At 63.6% G+C, this 18263-nt stretch carries 18 protein-coding genes and 1 tRNA gene; 13 read left to right on the forward strand and 6 right to left on the reverse strand.

Going from position 1 to position 18263, the window contains the following annotated elements:
* Positions 1-778: 778 nt before the first annotated feature.
* The 3 genes from BGN91_RS00755 (at position 779) to BGN91_RS00765 (ending at position 4625) form a co-directional block, all read left to right on the forward strand.
* Positions 779-1246, forward strand: coding sequence for a (2Fe-2S)-binding protein (locus tag BGN91_RS00755; RefSeq protein WP_292610090.1), 468 nt, complete (start codon positions 779-781; stop codon positions 1244-1246).
* Positions 1243-2259, forward strand: a complete 1017-nt coding sequence (locus tag BGN91_RS00760) for a xanthine dehydrogenase family protein subunit M (protein WP_292610058.1) — start codon at positions 1243-1245, stop codon at positions 2257-2259. Before BGN91_RS00755 ends, BGN91_RS00760 begins: the two co-directional genes overlap by 4 nt.
* 158 nt (positions 2260-2417) lie before the next feature.
* Positions 2418-4625 carry a xanthine dehydrogenase family protein molybdopterin-binding subunit gene (locus tag BGN91_RS00765; RefSeq protein ID WP_292610059.1) on the forward strand — a complete coding sequence of 736 codons (2208 nt, stop codon included), beginning with the start codon at positions 2418-2420 and terminating at the stop codon, positions 4623-4625.
* A 33-nt stretch (positions 4626-4658) separates the two neighbouring features.
* Here BGN91_RS00765 and BGN91_RS00770 read toward each other — a convergent pair whose 3' ends face one another.
* The 5 genes from BGN91_RS00770 to mnmA all read right to left on the reverse strand — a co-directional run bounded on the left by BGN91_RS00770 (position 4659) and on the right by mnmA (position 7780).
* Entirely contained in the window at positions 4659-5018 is a 360-nt protein-coding gene (locus BGN91_RS00770) for a hypothetical protein (RefSeq protein ID WP_292610060.1), read from the reverse strand.
* Between the two features lie 326 nt (positions 5019-5344).
* Positions 5345-5421: transfer RNA gene (locus tag BGN91_RS00775), tRNA-Met, on the reverse strand.
* 107 nt (positions 5422-5528) lie between these two features.
* Entirely contained in the window at positions 5529-5864 is a 336-nt protein-coding gene (locus BGN91_RS00780) for a hypothetical protein (protein WP_292610061.1), read from the reverse strand.
* Between the two features lie 53 nt (positions 5865-5917).
* Entirely contained in the window at positions 5918-6556 is a 639-nt protein-coding gene (locus BGN91_RS00785) for a class I SAM-dependent methyltransferase (protein ID WP_292610062.1), read from the reverse strand.
* 21 nt (positions 6557-6577) lie between these two features.
* Positions 6578-7780 (reverse strand): tRNA 2-thiouridine(34) synthase MnmA, encoded by a 1203-nt coding sequence (gene mnmA / locus BGN91_RS00790; protein WP_292610063.1) that lies wholly within the window; start codon positions 7778-7780, stop codon positions 6578-6580.
* 418 nt (positions 7781-8198) lie between these two features.
* On the opposite strand from mnmA, the gene BGN91_RS00795 reads away from it, so the two are divergent.
* The 9 genes from BGN91_RS00795 (at position 8199) to BGN91_RS00835 (ending at position 17512) form a co-directional block, all read left to right on the forward strand.
* The gene (locus BGN91_RS00795; protein WP_292610064.1) at positions 8199-9761 is read left to right on the forward strand and encodes a flagellar hook-length control protein FliK; all 1563 of its coding nucleotides are present in this window, start codon (positions 8199-8201) and stop codon (positions 9759-9761) included.
* 10 nt (positions 9762-9771) lie between these two features.
* On the forward strand, positions 9772-10461 hold the full coding sequence (locus tag BGN91_RS00800; RefSeq protein WP_292610065.1) for a flagellar hook capping FlgD N-terminal domain-containing protein: 690 nt from the start codon (positions 9772-9774) through the stop codon (positions 10459-10461).
* A gap of 186 nt (positions 10462-10647) precedes the next feature.
* The gene (locus BGN91_RS00805; protein ID WP_002714638.1) at positions 10648-10923 is read left to right on the forward strand and encodes a DUF1153 domain-containing protein; all 276 of its coding nucleotides are present in this window, start codon (positions 10648-10650) and stop codon (positions 10921-10923) included.
* A 177-nt stretch (positions 10924-11100) separates the two neighbouring features.
* Positions 11101-12720 (forward strand): flagellar basal-body MS-ring/collar protein FliF, encoded by a 1620-nt coding sequence (gene fliF, locus BGN91_RS00810; RefSeq protein ID WP_292610066.1) that lies wholly within the window; start codon positions 11101-11103, stop codon positions 12718-12720.
* A 6-nt stretch (positions 12721-12726) separates the two neighbouring features.
* On the forward strand, positions 12727-13809 hold the full coding sequence (fliG, locus tag BGN91_RS00815; protein WP_292610067.1) for a flagellar motor switch protein FliG: 1083 nt from the start codon (positions 12727-12729) through the stop codon (positions 13807-13809).
* Positions 13809-14435, forward strand: coding sequence for a FliH/SctL family protein (locus BGN91_RS00820; protein WP_292610068.1), 627 nt, complete (start codon positions 13809-13811; stop codon positions 14433-14435). Before fliG ends, BGN91_RS00820 begins: the two co-directional genes overlap by 1 nt.
* Positions 14436-14452: 17 nt before the next feature.
* On the forward strand, positions 14453-14803 hold the full coding sequence (gene fliN, locus BGN91_RS00825; RefSeq protein WP_292610069.1) for a flagellar motor switch protein FliN: 351 nt from the start codon (positions 14453-14455) through the stop codon (positions 14801-14803).
* 46 nt (positions 14804-14849) lie between these two features.
* A complete protein-coding gene (locus tag BGN91_RS00830) occupies positions 14850-16229 on the forward strand; it encodes a sigma-54 dependent transcriptional regulator (protein WP_292610070.1) in 1380 nt (459 codons plus the stop codon).
* Between the two features lie 173 nt (positions 16230-16402).
* Positions 16403-17512, forward strand: coding sequence for an ATP-dependent RecD-like DNA helicase (locus BGN91_RS00835; RefSeq protein ID WP_292610071.1), 1110 nt, complete (start codon positions 16403-16405; stop codon positions 17510-17512).
* Between the two features lie 255 nt (positions 17513-17767).
* Here the strand turns inward: BGN91_RS00835 and BGN91_RS00840 are convergent, their stop codons facing one another.
* Positions 17768-17908, reverse strand: coding sequence for a hypothetical protein (locus BGN91_RS00840; protein WP_292610094.1), 141 nt, complete (start codon positions 17906-17908; stop codon positions 17768-17770).
* Here BGN91_RS00840 and BGN91_RS00845 point away from each other — a divergent pair.
* A complete protein-coding gene (locus BGN91_RS00845) occupies positions 17883-18179 on the forward strand; it encodes a BA14K family protein (protein ID WP_292610091.1) in 297 nt (98 codons plus the stop codon). The two genes, BGN91_RS00840 and BGN91_RS00845, sit on opposite strands and share 26 nt — an antisense overlap.
* Positions 18180-18263 lie beyond the last annotated feature (84 nt).

Genomic DNA, 18263 nt, shown 5'->3' on the forward strand with positions numbered 1-18263 from the left:
AGATCCGGTCTACGGAAGCGGAGGACCGCTATCGACGCTCTGGAAGCGGCCGAAATGACCGAATATGTGGCCCGCTTCTTTCCGGGCGGCATCGTAGTCTCTGCATTTGCGATGATCGGCGCACTGCGCAAGACAAGATCACATTGACGCTAGTGAAACGGGCGGCACCTCATGAAGCGCTCGAAGCAACGACACGCCTGTGCTCCAGCGGGCCGAAGCAGCCGCAATCGGACTCAAGACAGTTCCATCAGGGGCCGTGCGCCGCGCCGCAAAATGTGAAAGTGGAACGATATCAATCGCGACCGGTTTCCCACAGCGAGGGAAAACGCCATGCATCCAGAACCACGAAACCCGGATCCGATCGAACCGGTTCCACCACCGATTCCCACACCCGATCCGAACCCGGGGCCCGACATCAAGGAGCCGCCACCGCGGGAGTTGCCTGACGACGTGCCGCACCCGAATCCGGACGAGAAACGTAACCCGCCAATGCGACGATGACGAACCCGATCCCCCCCGGAATATCCATCCGCGCCGCGCCTGGATCGACCCTGGGCGTTGGACGCCACGACCGTACTCGCGTCCGAGCGCTTCAAAGCGCATCCATAACGGGTGACCGCCCGATCCGCCGGTGACATCCATTCCGAGTTGTCCCGATCCAGAGACCCGCAAAGGAACGTCCGGGATTGCGTCGAATTGAATGTTGTCGGACTTGCGGAGAATGCCCATGGCAGACTCAAATACTCCAGTAGCAAAGGCTTCACCTCGATCCTCCCCCATGCAGCAAATTTCCGTGGCCCTGACGGTGAATGGCGTGAGGAGAGAACTTGAAATCGCCCCGTGGACGACGCTGCTCGATGCCTTGCGTGAGCGTCTCGGCCTCACCGGGACCAAGAAGGGCTGCGATCATGGCCAGTGCGGCGCATGCACGGTTCTGCTCGACGGTCGGCCGATCAATTCCTGTCTCGCGCTCGCGGTGATGCAGGACGGCAGTGATGTCACCACCGTGGAGGGTCTTGCCCGTGACGGCACGCTCCATCCGGTGCAGCAGGCTTTCATCGATCACGATGCCTTTCAATGCGGCTACTGCACCCCGGGCCAAATTTGCTCGGCGGTCGGTCTCATCAGTGACGGAAGAGCCAGAACCCGCGCCGAAATCCGTGAAGCGATGAGCGGCAACATCTGCCGCTGCGGGGCTTATCCCAATATCATCGCTGCAATCGAGGAGGCGATGAAGGCGACATGAACAGCTTCCAGTATTCACGGGCGCAAGACGTCGCCGACGCCGTCCGGCAATCTGCCGCCGACGGATCAGCCAAGTTCATCGCCGGCGGCACCAATCTCGTTGACCTGATGAAATACGAAGTTGAGCGGCCTGCGCGTTTAATCGATATTTCGCATCTGCCACTGCGAGCGATCGAGGAACCGCCCGGCGGAGGGCTTCGCGTCGGCGCGCTGGTGCCAAACTCGGACCTTGCATGGCACCCCCAGGTAAAAGAGCGTTATCCGCTGTTGTCGAGCGCCATTCTTGCCGGAGCGTCAACGCAACTTCGCAACATGGCCTCCACCGGAGGCAACCTGCTCCAGCGCACGCGCTGCCTCTATTTCTATGACGTCGCCACACCATGCAACAAGCGCAAGCCGGGGAGCGGTTGCGCGGCTGTCGGCGGGATCAACCGGATCAACGCGATCCTCGGCACCAGCGATGTCTGCATCGCCACGCATCCGTCCGACATGTGCGTCGCACTGGCCGCGCTCGACGCCACGGTTCACGTTGTCGGCCCCGAAGGCGAGCGCGCGATTGCCATGACGGATTTTCATCGCCTGCCCGGCGATACGCCTGAGCGCGACACCAACCTCGGAGCCAACGAGATCGTCACGGCCATCGCGCTCCCTGCCCGTAGCTTCCGCACGCATTATACCTATCTCAAGATTCGCGACCGCCTGTCCTATGCCTTCGCGTTGGTCGCCGTTGCGGCCGCGCTCGAAATCGAAGGCGGCATCATTCGCGAAGCCAGGCTGGCGCTCGGCGGCGTCGCTCACAAGCCTTGGCGGGATCCGGAAGCCGAAGCGGTGTTGGTCGGTCAGTCCGCGGAAAGAAATACGTTCGCCAAAGCCGCCAGCGTCGTCCTGCGCGATGCGAAAGGATTCGGCCACAACGACTTCAAGATCGACCTCGCCCGGCGGACCATTATCCGCGCGCTGGATCAGGCCGCGCAGGGCACGCCGCAATCGCAGTCGGACAAGAGGATCGCGTGAGCGTCAATGACACTTCTCGCACCCAGCGAAGCACGTCCGCCTCGGCAGGAGTTGACCGCCGCACGCTGCTCAAAGGCGCGGCGGCTTTCAGCACAATCGGAGCCGCAGCCTCGCATGCAGCGGCTACTGCCGGAACGCCCAGACAAGCGAGTGCATCCATGACGAGCTATATCGGCACGGCAACCTCCCGGATTGACGGGCGCGACAAGGTCACCGGCACGGCGCGCTATGCGGCGGAATTCGGCGCGCCTGATCTTGCCTATGCCAGCCTGGTGACGTCGCCGATCGCACGAGGCCGCCTCAAACGGCTCGATGTTACCGCGGCATTGAAAGTCCAGGGCGTCATCACGGTCCTCTCGCACCAAAACCGTCCATCCATGGCGGACAACGACAAAGCCTACAAGGATCAGGTGGCGCCGAGGAATGGTTCGCCGTTCCGGCCGCTCTACGACGACGGCATCAAGTTCAGCGGCCAGCCCGTCGCTGTGGTGCTGGCGGAGGATCTTGAGACGGCCAGCTACGCGGCCTCGCTCGTCCATGTCGCGTATGACGAGGAGCCGCATGTTACCGACATCACGCGTCAACGCTATAATGGCATGGCGCTCAAAGCTCCCGCGAAACCGCGCGGCGATGCCACAAAAGCCTTCTCCGAATCGGACGCTCGCCATGAGGCCGATTACTTCGTTCCGATCGAGCACCACAATCCGATGGAGTTGTATGCATCGACAGCCATATGGAACGATGGACGGATCACCGTCTACGACAAGACACAAGGGGTCCAGAACGTCCATGGTTACCTGTGCGGCGTATTCGAATGCGACCCCGGAGATATCCGCGTGATGTCGCCTTATGTCGGCGGCGCGTTCGGCTCCGGCCTGCGGCCGCCGTTTCAGGTCGCGCTTGCTGTGCTGGCCGCCCGCGCGATCAGTCGCTCGGTGCGCCTCGTGCTGACGCGTCAGCAGATGTATGCGATCGGCTATCGGCCGGCGATGATCCAGCGCATTCAGCTCGGCGCAAAGGCCGACGGCAGCCTGAACGCAATCAGTCACGACGCGGTGACGTCGACGTCAGAATATGAGGACTTCCACCGCAACGAAACCACCTGGTCGAGCCTTCTCTACAGGAGCGAAACGGCAAAATATGACCACAAGCTCGTCCGTCTCGATCTTCCGACCGGATGCGACATGCGGGCGCCAAGCGCGGCCACCGGAGTCTATGCGCTGGAAGCGGCGATGGATGAACTCGCGGAAGCGCTCAAGATGGACCCGATCGAACTGCGGCTGAAATGCTATTCCGATCGCGACCAGAGCAATGGCCTGCCCTTCAGCAGCAAGAACCTGCGGGAATGCTACCGGCAAGGGGCGGAAACTTTCGGCTGGAGCCGGCGCAATCCCGCGCCGCGTTCGATGCGCGAAGGCCACGAATTCATCGGCTGGGGCATGGCGACCGGCGTTTGGGAAGCCTTGCAGATGCCGATCGCCGTCCGTATCGCGCTGACGTCGAACGGTCACGCCGAGGTGTCGTGCGCGACAGCCGATATCGGCACCGGAACCTACACCATCATGGCGCAAGTGGCGGCCGACATGCTCGGCCTTCCGCTTGAGGCGATCTCGATCAAGCTCGGCGATTCCACCCTTCCGCAAGCGCCGGTCGAGGGAGGATCGTGGATGGCCGCTTCGGTCTCAAACGGCATCGTCACCACCAGCCAGGCGATCCGGGACGACCTTCTGAAGCTGGCGCAACGCCTGCCCGGCTCGCCGCTCAAAGGGCGCAGCGGCGACGAGGTCGTGCTGGCCAACGGCGCGATCGCGTTAAAAACCGATGGTCGGGACGCGACTGCGATTGCCGACGTGATGCGATCGGCCGGCATCGACCGGATCGAGCGTGAAGAACGGACGACATTCGCCAAGGACGATGCCCACGCGCACAATACCCATTCCGCGATCTTCGCCGAAGTGAGAGTCGATGAGGACATCGGCGTGATTCGCGTCACCCGCGTCGTCAGCGCCGTGGCCGCCGGGCGCATTCTCAACCTGAAGACCGCGCGCAGCCAGATCATGGGCGGCGTGGTATGGGGCATGGGCATGGCGTTGCACGAGGAAACCCTGATCGATCATCGTTTCGGGCGCATGATGAATGCGAACATCGCCGAGTATCATGTTCCGGTAAACGCCGACGTTCACGATGTCGATGTGATCTTTGTCGATGAGCAGGATGAGTTCGTCAACCCGATGGGCATCAAGGGACTTGGAGAGATCGGCATCGTCGGCGTTCCTGCTGCGATCGCCAATGCCGTTTATCATGCGACAGGTGTGCGTGTGCGCGATCTTCCGATCACGCTCGACAAACTGACCCGCAAAGCGTGAATCGATTCGACGAGGCGTCCACAACAGATGGATTCACGGCCGACTGCCACGGCCTCCCGTCGCCATCGCAAGACCGCATGCCATCGCCGTTGTCGAGCAGACAGCGCATAGCAGCATCGCCAAAATGACGATAACTCGCATGTTTCTTCTCGGATATACCTTGGATGCCGGTGTCAGTGTCGCTGGCAAAATGGGGCTGCCGGTCTTACGTACCCGTTGACTGGCAGCCCCGATCTCGCGCTGACGGGACTCGTTGCGGATCAGTTCAAGTGCGGTCTTGCACGCACGCGAGAACCGCGTGCTTGCTTTGAGAAGGTCGGTCTGCTTCCGGCTCTCTTCGGACATAGCGTGGACGACCTCCATCACCTCGTGCGGCGGCCCCATGATCAGCACGGCGGAACCGGTTGGAATCGGTTGGCGCGCGTTGCCTATTCTTGTTGGCGCGGAAGATCAGGTAGAGGCCGCCCAGCACGAACGGCATGACGGGGATCTCGACGTTCGAGGACCATGCGATCGCGCAATCCTCGGCGATCAATCGGCCGGGCTGTCAGGCGCTGATGCGCGCAGTGAATTCGGGGCGCGCGGATCCGCGAACTGGTTTGGGCCATCGTGGTGCGCGCTTCACCGAACAGCAACGCGCTCGAAATCGATATCCGTGGGAGACTGACGGAATTAATCGGATTGCCCGCGTTCGCGCTCGTTTCCGGCGGGATGCGAGATGGTAGCGAGGGAGGGACTCGAACCCCCGACCCCAGGATTATGATTCCCGTGCTCTAACCAGCTGAGCTACCTCGCCACGGCGTGCACAGCCGAAGAGAGCAGTGAACGCGCGGCGGCATATAAAAAGCCGCTCAATGGCGTGTCAAGCAAAGCCGACCGATATGCCGGCTTATTAGTGAGGACTTATTTCGGCCGCACGTTGGGGTCCCCGCCGGGACTGCCCGGTGGCGGAATAACCGGCGTGTTGCCGCCTTCCGGGGTCGGCGCGCGGATCTCCGGATCGACGCCCGCAGGCGGGCACAGGACGCCGTCGGATTTCGCCAATTTGTCCCCGAGCGGCTCCCCGCGTTTGCCGGTCGTCGTTCCGTTCGGCGAGACCGTGTCGTGAGGGGCGCAACCGGTGTTCGTGGAGGGGGCCGGCGTCGTGGCAGGGGGTGCGCCCGGCGGCGGCGCCTGTGCAAAGGCGGTCTCCGGGAGCGCAACGAGTGCGACCAATACGAACAAGGACCTGGCTGTCATCCGCATGTAGTGGCAACGAAGGGCGAGAGCGGATGTTCCGCCGGAACCAACAATCAGGATTTGCGATAGCGGATCAGCGAGAAGTGCCCCATCGGCGGCATCGGGCGATGCTCGAAAAGCGTGACGCCGCCGTTCTTCGCAGCCCAGTCCACGAGGCGCTGCCACGGAAATTCGGGACGCCAGCCGAGCCGCCGGGCCAAAGGCGCAAACGCCAGTTCAAACAGACGGCGGGGTCCGCGCTCGGCGCCGATATGATTGACCAGAATCAATTCACCGCCCGGCTTCAGCACGCGGACAAAATCATCGAGCGTCGCTTCGGGATCGGGCACCGCGGTGATGACAAATTGCGCCACCACCGCATCGAAAAATGAATCCGCGAACGCAAGATGTTTGGCGTCCATCACCGCCAGCGTTTCGACGTTGGTAAGATTGAGCGAACGCACCCGCTGCTGCGCCTTGCGCAGCATCGGCTCGGAGATATCGACGCCATACAGTTTCGTGGTGGACGCATAATCCGCAAGCGACAGGCCGGTGCCGACGCCGACGTCAAGGATACGGCCCCCGATCGTATCGGCTATGGCGATGGTGGATTGGCGGCCCGGATCGAAAACCTTGCCGAATACGAAATCGTAGACCGGTGCCCAGCGGCCATAGGCCTTCGCGACGCCGGCGCGGTCGATGTCGTTGCCCATGCTGTCCGCGCGTCCCGAACCCTATCCGCGCAGTTCGGCGGCGAGAGGCGCCACCGACGTGCCGTTCTGCATGGCCGTTCCGCTTGCGCGCTTCGCCATGGCACGCGCGATGAACCCGCCGCCGAGCACCCGCGCCTGCCCTTCCGGCCCATCGTAGAACACGCAGGCCTGACCGGGCGACACGCCCTCCTCGCCAGCCACGAGTTCGATCTCATAGCGGCCGTCGATGGCGCGCAGCCATGCCGGCTGGGGCTTGCGGGTCGAACGGACCCGCACGAACAATTCAAGTCCCGTCCCCACCGCGCGATCGAGCGCGCCGTCGCCGATCCAGTTCACGTCGCGCAGCACGATACGATGCATCTTCAACGCTTCGCGCGGTCCGACAACCAGCCGCCGGTTCGCCGCGTCGAGACTCAAGACGTAAAGCGGCGCGCCGGAGGCGATGCCGAGGCCGCGGCGCTGTCCGACCGTGAAATGCACGATGCCCTCGTGATGACCGAGGACGTGCCCGTCGAGATCGACGATGTCGCCCGGCTCCAATGCGTTCGGCTTCAGCCTGCTGATGACATCGGTGTAGCGGCCGGTCGGCACGAAACAGATATCCTGGCTGTCGTGCTTGTCGGCAACCGAGAGGTCGAAGCGCCGCGCCAGTTCGCGGGTCTGCGCCTTCGTCATGTCGCCGAGCGGAAAGCGCAGAAAATCGAGTTGCTCGCGCGTGGTGGCGAACAGGAAGTAGCTCTGGTCGCGATCCGCATCCGCCGCGCAGAGCAGCGCGCGCGAACCGCCGGCCAGACTGCGGGAAGCGACGTAGTGGCCGGTCGCAAGCGCGGTGGCGCCAAGCTCGCGCGCGGTGGCCAGGAGATCCCGGAACTTGACCAGACGGTTGCACTCGATGCAGGGCACGGGCGTCTCGCCCGACGCATAGCTGTCCGCGAAATTCTCGATCACGGTTTCGCGGAAGCGGCTTTCATAATCCAGCACGTAGTGCGGAATGCCGAGGCGCTCGGCAACGTTGCGGGCGTCATGGATGTCCTGACCGGCGCAGCAGGCTCCCTTGCGATGGGTGGCCGCGCCGTGATCGTAAAGCTGCAAGGTTATTCCGACGACGTCGTAGCCCTCGGACTTCAACAGCGCGGCCGTCACCGACGAATCGACACCGCCCGACATGGCGACCACGACCCGCGTATCCTGAGGACGGCCTTCAAGATCCAGACTGTTGAGCATTGATCCCGTCATACATGAGATCGCGCAAGGTCGCATGCGCCTTGCCGATCGGAGACTTTCGCGGTGTTTCGGAGCGGGAATTCCGTTCCGTCCGGCCGACTGAAAGACCAGCTTTTGTACAGTAATATAGTTCGTATTCCTGCGAGGCAATCACGGCCAGACGACGGCGACGGACCAGCGGCAAATCTTGCCGCCGGGCAGAAAGCGAGCAGCCGAACCGGCGGGATCGGCGGTCGGATGGTCCGCATAACTCATTGAATATACTCATGATACATTCAAACCGGACGATGGCCCGGTCCTTGCTGCTCGCTTGGCACCGTATCGCGAGAGGTTGCCTGTGCTTAGCGTGACACCAGAAACCGCCACCAGCGTGTCGTTACCGAATATGAGGCAAAGGCCTGAGCGGGACGATCAGCCGATGGGGGGCTCCTTCGAGGCCCTGGTCGATATCAGCGCACAGGCTTCGCAGGCTCCCGCCGCGCCAGCGTCGAATTGGTCCGACCAGCACGCCATCCGTCCCGACCGCACCGCCAGCGGCTCCGGCCCGGATCGTACCGCGCCGGCCGATAGTAACGTACAGACGCGGGGTTCCCAGCCGCCCTCCACCGGACCGCAGCAGACCAATTCGAGCGCAGAACCAGCCACCGGCGGCCAGAAGGCCGATGCAGGCGCAAAAGCGGCGAACGCCGGACATCACCCTCGGACCAAACACGGAGATACCGAGGTCGCTTCGAGCGGGGACGCTTCAAATCCTGCACTGACGCCCCCGGACATCACAGACCCGGCCACCCCGCCGCAAGTCACGATATCGCCGGTCGCGGTCGCAGTTCCGGTCGCAACGCCGATTGCCGCAGCAGCATCGACGGCCGCCACGCCCGCTGCAACCGCGGCCACCGGTTCGGCGAGCGCATCAACCCGCGCCGCCGGGGCGTCGGCGACCGACGTCACTCCCACTATTGACGTCACTCCCACTATTCAAGTCGCGCGCGCGGACGCCGATTTCGGGCCGACCCCGGAGACGGCCGCCGCCACGGCAGCATTCGTGAAAGAGGCGACGGTCCCGCCGGCGTCCCAGCAGGCCGCACAGGCAACCGCCGTGCAGACCCTCGGGGCCACGGTTGCCGCGGCAACACCGGCCACCGGCAAGGCGGGCACAAAGACAGCCGACAATGCGCCGCCGGCCAAGGCGGCCGCATCGATCATGACCGGACTCGAGCCCTCACCAACGACCTCGGACGCATCAGCGCCATCGGCCGCGTCCGCGAACCCGAGCCCGAATGCGCCGCACGACGCCCCGCCCGGCGATCACAAGCATGATGCCACCTCCGGCGACAGCACAAAAGCGGCCTCGTCCGATACCGGCACGCCCGCAACGCAGCAAGGAGCGGCAGCACCGCAGCATTCCGGCCAGGCGAGCGACGCCGTCGCGCCGCAGCCGCAGCCCGACAACGGTCAACCGCAGGGTATCAACGGCACCCTGGCGCAGCCGCAGGCGCAATCAACCGCCGCGACAACGCCCGCAACGCCGCAATACAATGTCGCGGCCGCCGCCGGCGCCGCGGTGCCACTGAACGGACTTGCGGTCCAGATCGCAGTCACGGCCCAGAGCGGAAAGAGCCGCTTCGAAATCCGGCTCGACCCCGCCGACCTCGGCCGCATCGATGTCCGTCTCGACGTCGACCGTCAGGGCCGGGTCACGTCCCATCTGACGGTCGAGAAACCGGAAACGCTTGCGATGCTGCGGCAGGACGCGCCGCAGCTCCAGCGCGCGCTGCAGGACGCGGGCCTGAAGACCGGCGACGGCGGTCTGCAATTCAGCCTGCGCGATCAGTCCTCGCAGGGCCAGACCCCGCGCGACGATACCGGCCGTAACGCGCGGCACCTGATCGTGACCGAAGACGACATCGTTCCGGCGGCGGCAGCCGGACGCAGCTATGGCCGGATGCTCGGATCGAGCGGCGGTCTCGATATCCGGGTGTAGGGAGAGGGACATGACGAGCTCAGTGGGTTCCGCGGTTCAGCAGGTGGTGTCGGGCACGACGCCGTTGCCCGCTTCCTCCTCAAACTCGGCGACATCGAGCAACGGCACGCTGGCCGGCAACTTCCAGACCTTCCTGACGCTGCTGACGACGCAGTTGCAGAACCAGAACCCGCTCGATCCGCTGGACACCAACCAGTTCACCCAGCAGCTCGTCCAGTTCGCGGGCGTCGAGCAACAGTTGAAGACCAACGACCAGCTCGCCAGTCTTGTTTCCCTGCAGCAAACGACGCAGGCGACGCAGGCGCTGGATTTCGTCGGCAAGAATGCCGTGGTCGACGGCAGCACCGCGACCATGACCAACGCGGCGGCGACGTGGCAGCTCAGCATCCCGACCGCCTCCACTCTCACCGTCAACATCGCCAACAGCACCGGTCAGAACGTTTTCTCCGGTTCCTACGGCGTCAATGCCGGCGACAATCAGGTTTTTTCCTGGAACGGCCTCGGCAACGACGGCACGCAATGGCCCGACGGTAAATACACGCTGACGACGACGGCGGCGGATGCCTCCGGCAATCCGGTCTTGGTCTCGACGCAGATTCAGGGTCAGGTGAATTCCGTTGATCTCACCCAATCGCCGCCGCTGCTGTCGATCGGCGGCCAGACCTACACCATCAGCCAGATCAAGCGCATCGTGAACTGACGGCGCAGCTCGTGCCTCGGGCTTCCCTATCCGACCGGTCTCGTGCAACCGAGACGACGGACCGGCGTCGCTCCCAAACGGTCTTTTCAAGGAGAATCGTATTGAAGCCTTGGGCTTAGGCAAATTTTAAGCCGCAAGGCGTAGCTTCCTCGGCGAGTTCAGTGGTTTAGAGTTTGTGAGTACGCCATGACAGAACCCCATCGCCCGAGGGTGAAATACGTCATCGGGCCCGACGGAAGCCCGTTAACAATCGCCGATCTGCCGGCACCCGGCACCAAGCGGTGGGTGATCCGCCGCAAGGCCGAGGTCGTTGCCGCCGTACGCGGCGGACTGCTCTCCCTTGAGGAGGCTTGCAGCCGCTACACATTGACGGTCGATGAATTCCTGTCCTGGCAGTTCTCGATCGACCAGCACGGCCTTGCCGGGCTGCGCACCACGCGAATCCAGCAATATCGCCAGTAATATACCTCCAGATTAGCGCGAATCCTCAGAAAACCGGCCTCCTTCTGGAGACCGGTTTTTTGTCGTTTGAGCAATTTCGTCACGGGTCTTAATCGCCGTTAACCATATCGAAACCATACCATAGGCAATAATTGCCGAGTCGGCCTTTCCAGGGGTCGAGTCCAAGGGGCTGGTTCGTTGCAGGGGCTGCTGGCATTTCTAAAAGGCCTGGGCGCGTCACGGTTGATGGCGATGGTCGCCGTCACCGCCGTGCTGATCGGCTTCTTCGCATTCATCATCGTGCGCGTCACCACGCCGCAGATGACGACTCTCTTTACCGACCTCAGCGTCGAGGACTCCGCCGGGATCATCAAGGACCTCGAACGTCAGGCAATTCCCTACGAGCTGCGCAACGACGGCGCCGTCATCATGGTGCCGAAGGACAAGGTGACGCGGCTGCGGATGAAGCTCGCCGAGGCGGGACTGCCCAAGGGCGGCGGGGTCGGCTATGAGATCTTCGACAAATCCGACGCCCTCGGCACCACGAGCTTCGTCCAGAACATCAATCGCCTGCGCGCGCTGGAAGGCGAACTCGCCCGCACCATCCGCGCCATCGACCGTATCCAGGACGCCCGCGTCCATCTGGTGCTGCCCGAGCGGCCGCTGTTCTCGCGCGAAGCGCCGCAGCCATCCGCCTCGATCGTGCTGCGTGTCCGCGGCGCCCTCGAACCGCAGCAGATTCGCGCCATCCGCCATCTCGTTGCCTCGGCCGTCAACGGGCTGAAGCCGCAGCGTGTGTCCATCGTGGACGAAGCCGGCCAGTTGCTCGCCGACGGCTCGAACACCGATGCCGACGGCGTGACCGGAGACGAGCGGCGCGCCGCATTCGAAAAGCGCATGCGCAGTCAGGTCGAGGCCATCGTCTCGTCGGTGGTCGGAAGCGGCCGGGCTCGCGTCGAACTCTCCGCCGACTTCGACTACAACAAGATCACCCAGACCTCGGACAAGTTCGATCCGGAAGGCCGGGTGCTGCGGTCCAGCCAGACCCGCGAGGAATCCTCCGTCACCGCCGACAACAACGGCCAGGTCACCGTCAACAACGAGTTGCCCGGCACTCAGCAATCGGACACGACGAACCCCGCGCGCGACCAGAGCAAGAAGAGCGAAGAGACCAACAACTACGAAATCTCCCGCACCACCAAGACCGAGGTGACCGAAGCCGGCCGCGTCAACCGCATCTCGGTCGCAGTCCTCGTCGATGGCACTTACACCAAGGATGACAAGGGCCAGATGGTCTATGCGGAGCGCAGCAAGGAGCAGCTCGACCGCATCGCGACGCTGGTCCGCTCGGCCATCGGCTTCGACCAGAAGCGCGGCGACCAGGTCGAGGTCGTCAACCTCCGGTTCGCCGAGCCGCCCTCTGCCGTGCCGCTCTCCGAGCCGACCGGCTTGCTGGGAATGATGCAGTTCACCAAAGACGACCTGATGTACGTCATTGAACTCGCCGTCATGATGATGCTCGGCCTCGTGGTGATCTTCATGGTGATCCGTCCGCTGGTCCGGCGTATCCTGGCGTCCGAGCCGCCGCCGCCCAGCCCGCCGTCCGCGCTCCCGGCCCCGGCCGAGGCCAGCGCCCAGGCCAACCCGTCAGGGCAAAATCTCGTTCCCGGCAACAACGCCACCGCGCAGTTGATCGACGTTGCCCAGGTGCAGGGGCAGGTTCATGCCCAGTCGGTGCATCGGGTCGGCGAACTGGCCGACCGCAATCCCGCCGAAACCGCCTCCATCATCCGTCAATGGTTAGCCGAGCCCGCGTGATCCGACATGGCCGTACCTCAAACAACCAATGCAAACGATATCGCCAGCGTGGTCGCCTCGCTTGCCAGTCGCCAGAGCAACCGTCCCAAGTCCAAGCCGATGAGCGGGCCGAAACGGGCGGCCGTGATGATGCTGGCGCTGGGCGAGCAATATGGCGGCAAGGTCTGGGCGATGCTGGACGACGACGAGGTCCGCGATCTGTCGCTGGCGATGTCCACTCTCGGCACGGTCGAGGCCGATGTCGTCGAGGACCTGCTGCTCGAATTCGTCTCGCGGATGTCGGCGTCGGGCGCCTTGATGGGCAATTTCGACGCAACGGAGCGGCTGCTGACCCAATATCTTCCCAACGACCGGGTCAGCGGAATCATGGATGAGATCCGGGGACCGGCTGGGCGCAACATGTGGGAAAAGCTGTCCAACGTTCCGGAGGAGGTTCTCGCGAACTACCTCAAGAACGAATATCCGCAGACCATCGCCGTCGTGCTGTCGAAGCTGAAGCCCGAGCACGCCGCGCGGGTGCTCGCCATCCTGCCTGAAGACATGGCGCTCGACGTGGTCGGCCGCATGCTCAAGATGGAAGCGGTGCAGAAGGAAGTCATCGAGCGCGTCGAGCAGACGCTGCGCAGCGAATTCATGTCCAACCTGTCCCAGACCCGCCGCCGCGACGCGCATGAGGTGATGGCCGAAATCTTCAACAATTTCGACCGCCAGACCGAGACCCGCTTCATCACCGCGCTGGAAGAAGAGAACCGGGAGTCCGCCGAACGCATCAAGGCGCTGATGTTCACCTTCGACGATCTGGTGAAACTCGACGCAGGCTCGGCGCAGACCCTGATGCGCCACGTCGACAAGGACAAGCTCGGCATCGCGCTGAAGAGCGCCAACGAGGAGGTTCGCGCTTTCTTCATGGGCAACATGTCATCGCGTGCCGCGAAGATGCTGATGGACGACATGGCCGCGCTCGGGCCGGTCCGGCTGCGCGATGTCGACGAGGCGCAGGCGCTGCTGGTCAATCTCGCCAAGGACCTCGCGGCCAAGGGCGAAATCATGCTGTCGAAAAACCGTGCCGACGACGAGCTGGTATACTGATGGGCGCTCCGGCAAAATTTCTGTTCGATACGGACTTTTCGGTTCCGAACAAATCCAGCGAGCGGGCGCCGACGACCCAGGAGATCGCGCAGCAGATCGCGGCCGCCGAATCCAGGGCATATCAGAACGGGTTCGACGCCGCACAGCGCGAAGCCAGGGTGCAGAGCGACCGCCGGATCGCGCTGGCGATCGAGAATATCGCCGCAGGCATCAAGGGAATTGCCCAAAGCATCACTGCGGTCGAAGCGCGGATGGAGACCGAGGCGGTCGACGTCGCGGTCGCGGTCGCGCGCAAATTGTGCAGCGAACTGATCGCGGCCGAACCCTTGACGGAGGTCACCGCGCTTGTCTGCGACAGCTTCCGGCATCTGGTGTCGACGCCGCATCTCGTGGTGCGGATCAACGATCAGCTTTACGACACGGCGCGCGAGCAGATCGAACGCATCGCCAAACAAAACGGGTTTACCGGCCAGCTCGTCATACTCGCCGAACCCGACATCGAGACCGGCGACTGCCGGATCGAGTGGGCCGACGGTGGGATCGTGCTGGAACGCACGGCCATCGATGCCAGGATCGATGAACTGGTGCGCGGCTACATGGCTCGCAAATCGAACGGCAACACCTGAGGGCATGGGGAAGAACAATGAGCGATAACGACACCCAGGTGCCGCTTCCCGACCTCAACGCGGCCGATGCGCCGACGGACGATGACGTCGGATACAGCGAGGACGAACAGGTCTCGAGGGTTGCGTCCGATCTCGAGGCAGTGTTCGACGTTCCGGTTCAGGTTTCCGCCGTGCTCGGCCGTTCAAGGATGGACGTCGGCGCGCTCCTCAAGCTCGGGCCCGGCAGTGTTCTGGAACTCGACCGGCGAGTCGGCGAGGCCATCGATATCTACGTCAACAACCGGCTGGTGGCGCGCGGCGAGGTCGTTCTCGTGGAGGACAAGCTCGGTGTGACCATGACCGAAATCATCAAGGCCGACAAAGCCTGACGCGGACCGGCCGCCGCGAGCCCGGGACAGATAACAGGAGCAGATCATGCGGCTTCTCATCGTTGGCACACTGAAGGGCCAGCTCACGACCGCCACCAAGATCGCCATGGACAATGGCGCCTCCGTCACCCACGCCGGCGGCAACGAACAAGCCATGGCCGTGCTCCGCGGCGGCAAGGGCGCCGATCTCCTTCTGGTGGATGTCGATCTCGATATACGCGCCCTCGTCATGCGGCTCGAGGCGGAACACATTCACGTGCCGATCGTCGCCTGCGGCATCACCAGCGACGCGCGAGCCGCCGTCGCCGCGATCCATGCAGGCGCCAAGGAATACATCCCGCTGCCGCCGGATCCGGAGCTGATCGCCGCGGTGCTCGCCGCAGTAGCGAACGATTCCCGCGATCTGATTTACCGCGACGAGGCAATGGCCCGGATCATCAAGCTGGCGCAGCAGATCGCCGGCTCCGACGCCTCGATCATGATCACCGGCGAATCCGGCACCGGCAAGGAAGTGCTGGCGCGCTACGTGCATGCCCGTTCCAACCGGGCCAAGCGGCCCTTCATCTCGATCAATTGCGCGGCGATCCCGGAGCATCTTCTGGAATCCGAACTGTTCGGCCACGAGAAGGGCGCGTTTACCGGAGCGGTCGCGCGCCGCATCGGCAAATTCGAGGAGGCCACCGGCGGCACGCTGCTGCTCGATGAAATTTCCGAGATGGACGTTCGGCTGCAATCGAAGCTCTTGCGCGCCATTCAGGAGCGCGTGATCGATCGCGTCGGCGGCACGCGGCCGGTGCCGGTCGACATCCGCATCATCGCGACATCGAACCGCAACCTTGCGGACGCCGTGCGCGAGGGGACCTTCCGCGAGGACCTGCTGTTCCGTCTCAACGTCGTGAACCTGAAAATCCCTCCGCTGCGCGATCGTCCCGCCGACATTCTCGAACTGGCGCAGCACTTCGCGAAGAAATATGCCGAGGCCAACGGCCTGCCGGTGCGTTCGCTGTCGGCGGATGCGCGGCGCGTGCTGACGACGAACCGCTGGCAAGGCAATGTCCGCGAACTTGAGAACACCATTCATCGCGCCGTCTTGATGACCAGCGACGACGAGATCGGGGCGGACGCGATCCTGACGCCCGACGGCGACCGTCTCGACCTGGCGAGGACCGCGCCCGCCGTCGCCCACGCCACGCTCGCCGCCGAGCAGGTGACGCGGGCGCTGGTCGGCCGCACCGTCGCCGACGTCGAACGCGACCTGATTCTCGAAACGCTGAAGCATTGCCTCGGTAACCGGACCCACGCCGCCAACATTCTCGGCATCTCGATCCGGACGCTGCGCAACAAGCTCAACGAATATGCCGACGGCGGTATCCCGATCACGCCTCCCGGCAGCGGCGATCATCGCGCATTCGTTCCGACGGTCTGAGCGCGCTTCCCGCTTTCGGCGCGGAAAGCGAAGACGAGCGGCGTTTACCCGCAACGGGAAGAGAGCGTTCCACTGCACCGAGGGAACGCACCTTGCGCCCGTCTCGCGAATGGTTAGGTTTCGACCATCGAGTCGCGGCGCCGCTTCGGGGCTCTGCCATCCTTCGAGACCCCATGACCTCCTTTACGCCGCATCAGGATACAGCGCTGCAAGCCGTCGCCGACTGGCTGAAAGCCAAACCCGGCAAAGGCAGCACACCGCAGGTGTTCCGTCTGTTCGGCTATGCCGGCACCGGCAAGACCACGCTGGCGCGCCACATCGCCGACGGCGTCGACGGCGAGGTCAAGTTCGCGGCCTTCACTGGCAAGGCCGCATTGGTGATGCGCAACAAGGGCTGCGACGGCGCTTCGACGATTCACTCGCTGATCTATCGCGCCCGCGAATCCGGCGAAGAGCAGCCGAGTTTTGAGTTGTGGGACGATGCGCCCGCATCCAAGGCCAAGCTCATCGTGATCGACGAATGTTCCATGGTCGACGCCGAACTCGGTCGCGACCTGATGTCGTTCGACTGTCCGCTGCTGGTGCTGGGAGATCCCGCGCAACTGCCGCCGATCCAGGGCGGCGGCTTCTTCACCAGCGCCGCTCCGGACGCGATGCTGACCGAGGTTCACCGGCAGGCTCAGGACGACCCGATCGTGCGCATGTCAATGGACGTTCGCGAGGGCCGCGAGCTTGACATCGGCCGCTATGGCGAAAGCGAGGTTGTCGCGCGCGGCGATCTCGACCCGGCGCGCGTGATGAACGCCGACCAGGTGCTGGTCGGCCGCAACAACACCCGCCGCTCCTACAATATGCGGATGCGGCAGCGGCAGAATATCGAGGACCAGCTACCGGTGGCCGGCGACAAGCTGGTCTGCCTGCGCAACAACCGCAAGAAGGCGCTGTTCAATGGCGGCCTGTGGCGCGTGAAGTCGCGCGCGGCCTCGAAATCGAAAATCATCACGATGCGACTCTCCCCTGATGAGGAATTCGCGCACAAGGTGACGAAGGTCTCGGTGCGGCAGGACTGCTTCGCCGGCGGCATCGAGGATATTCCGTGGGAACAGCGCAAGCCCTACGACGAGTTCGATTACGGCTACGTCCTGACGGTGCACAAGTCGCAGGGGTCGCAATGGGACGACGTGGTGCTGTTCGACGAAAGTTTCGCGTTTCAGGACAGCCGCGCGCGCTGGCTCTACACCGGCATCACCCGCGCCGCGAAGCGATTGAGTGTCGTGGTGTAGCGAGGCGGCGGAAATGACCCAACTTGCAGCCACGCTTTCGTAACTCGCGCGAACGACCCTTGTCGACGGCCAGACGCGACTATCGCTATTTGCAAGACGGCGCAGCTTCGGCCTCCGCCCCCTCGCGTGCAGCCTCGTTCAGGGGCTATTTGCTATTGATTCATCGCCGAGCTAGCCTTGGAGAGGTCATCGCGCAATCAGCACCGTGTTCATCATCACCTGATGGCCGCTTGCGGCAATCTGCCGCTTCGCCAATCATGACGCCTTGAACAAGTATCTTTTGGCGAATCCACCAGTGAGGAGATTAAAGATGCGATCGAAGATCAGTTTAGCGGCATTGCTCGCCGGTTCCGTAGCGTTCACCTTTTCCGTGCCGGCGACGTCGGCACCGCTCATGGGCCAGTCCAATATGAGCAAGGCGGCTCCGTCCTCGATCGAGGCTGTTCAATATTATGGCCATCACCATCGCCACTATCATGGTGGAGGCGGCGGCGCCGGCGCGTTGATCGGCGGCTTGGCGGCAGGCGCCATTATCGGCGGCGCAATCGCTGCCGGTCAAGCCAACGCACAACAGAACGCAGCCTACTGCGCGCAACGCTTTCGTTCCTACGATCCGGCATCGGGGACATATCTCGGCCTCGACGGCTACCGTCATCCCTGTCCGTAAGCGGCGGAATTTCTCGGCGTGCCTTCGCGCCGACACATCCGAGCCGTTTGACGCGGAGCCCACCGGCTCCGCGTTTTTTTTACA

This window comes from Nitrobacter sp. 62-13 (assembly GCF_001896955.1).
In the GTDB taxonomy this organism is placed as follows: Bacteria; Pseudomonadota; Alphaproteobacteria; order Rhizobiales; family Xanthobacteraceae; genus Nitrobacter.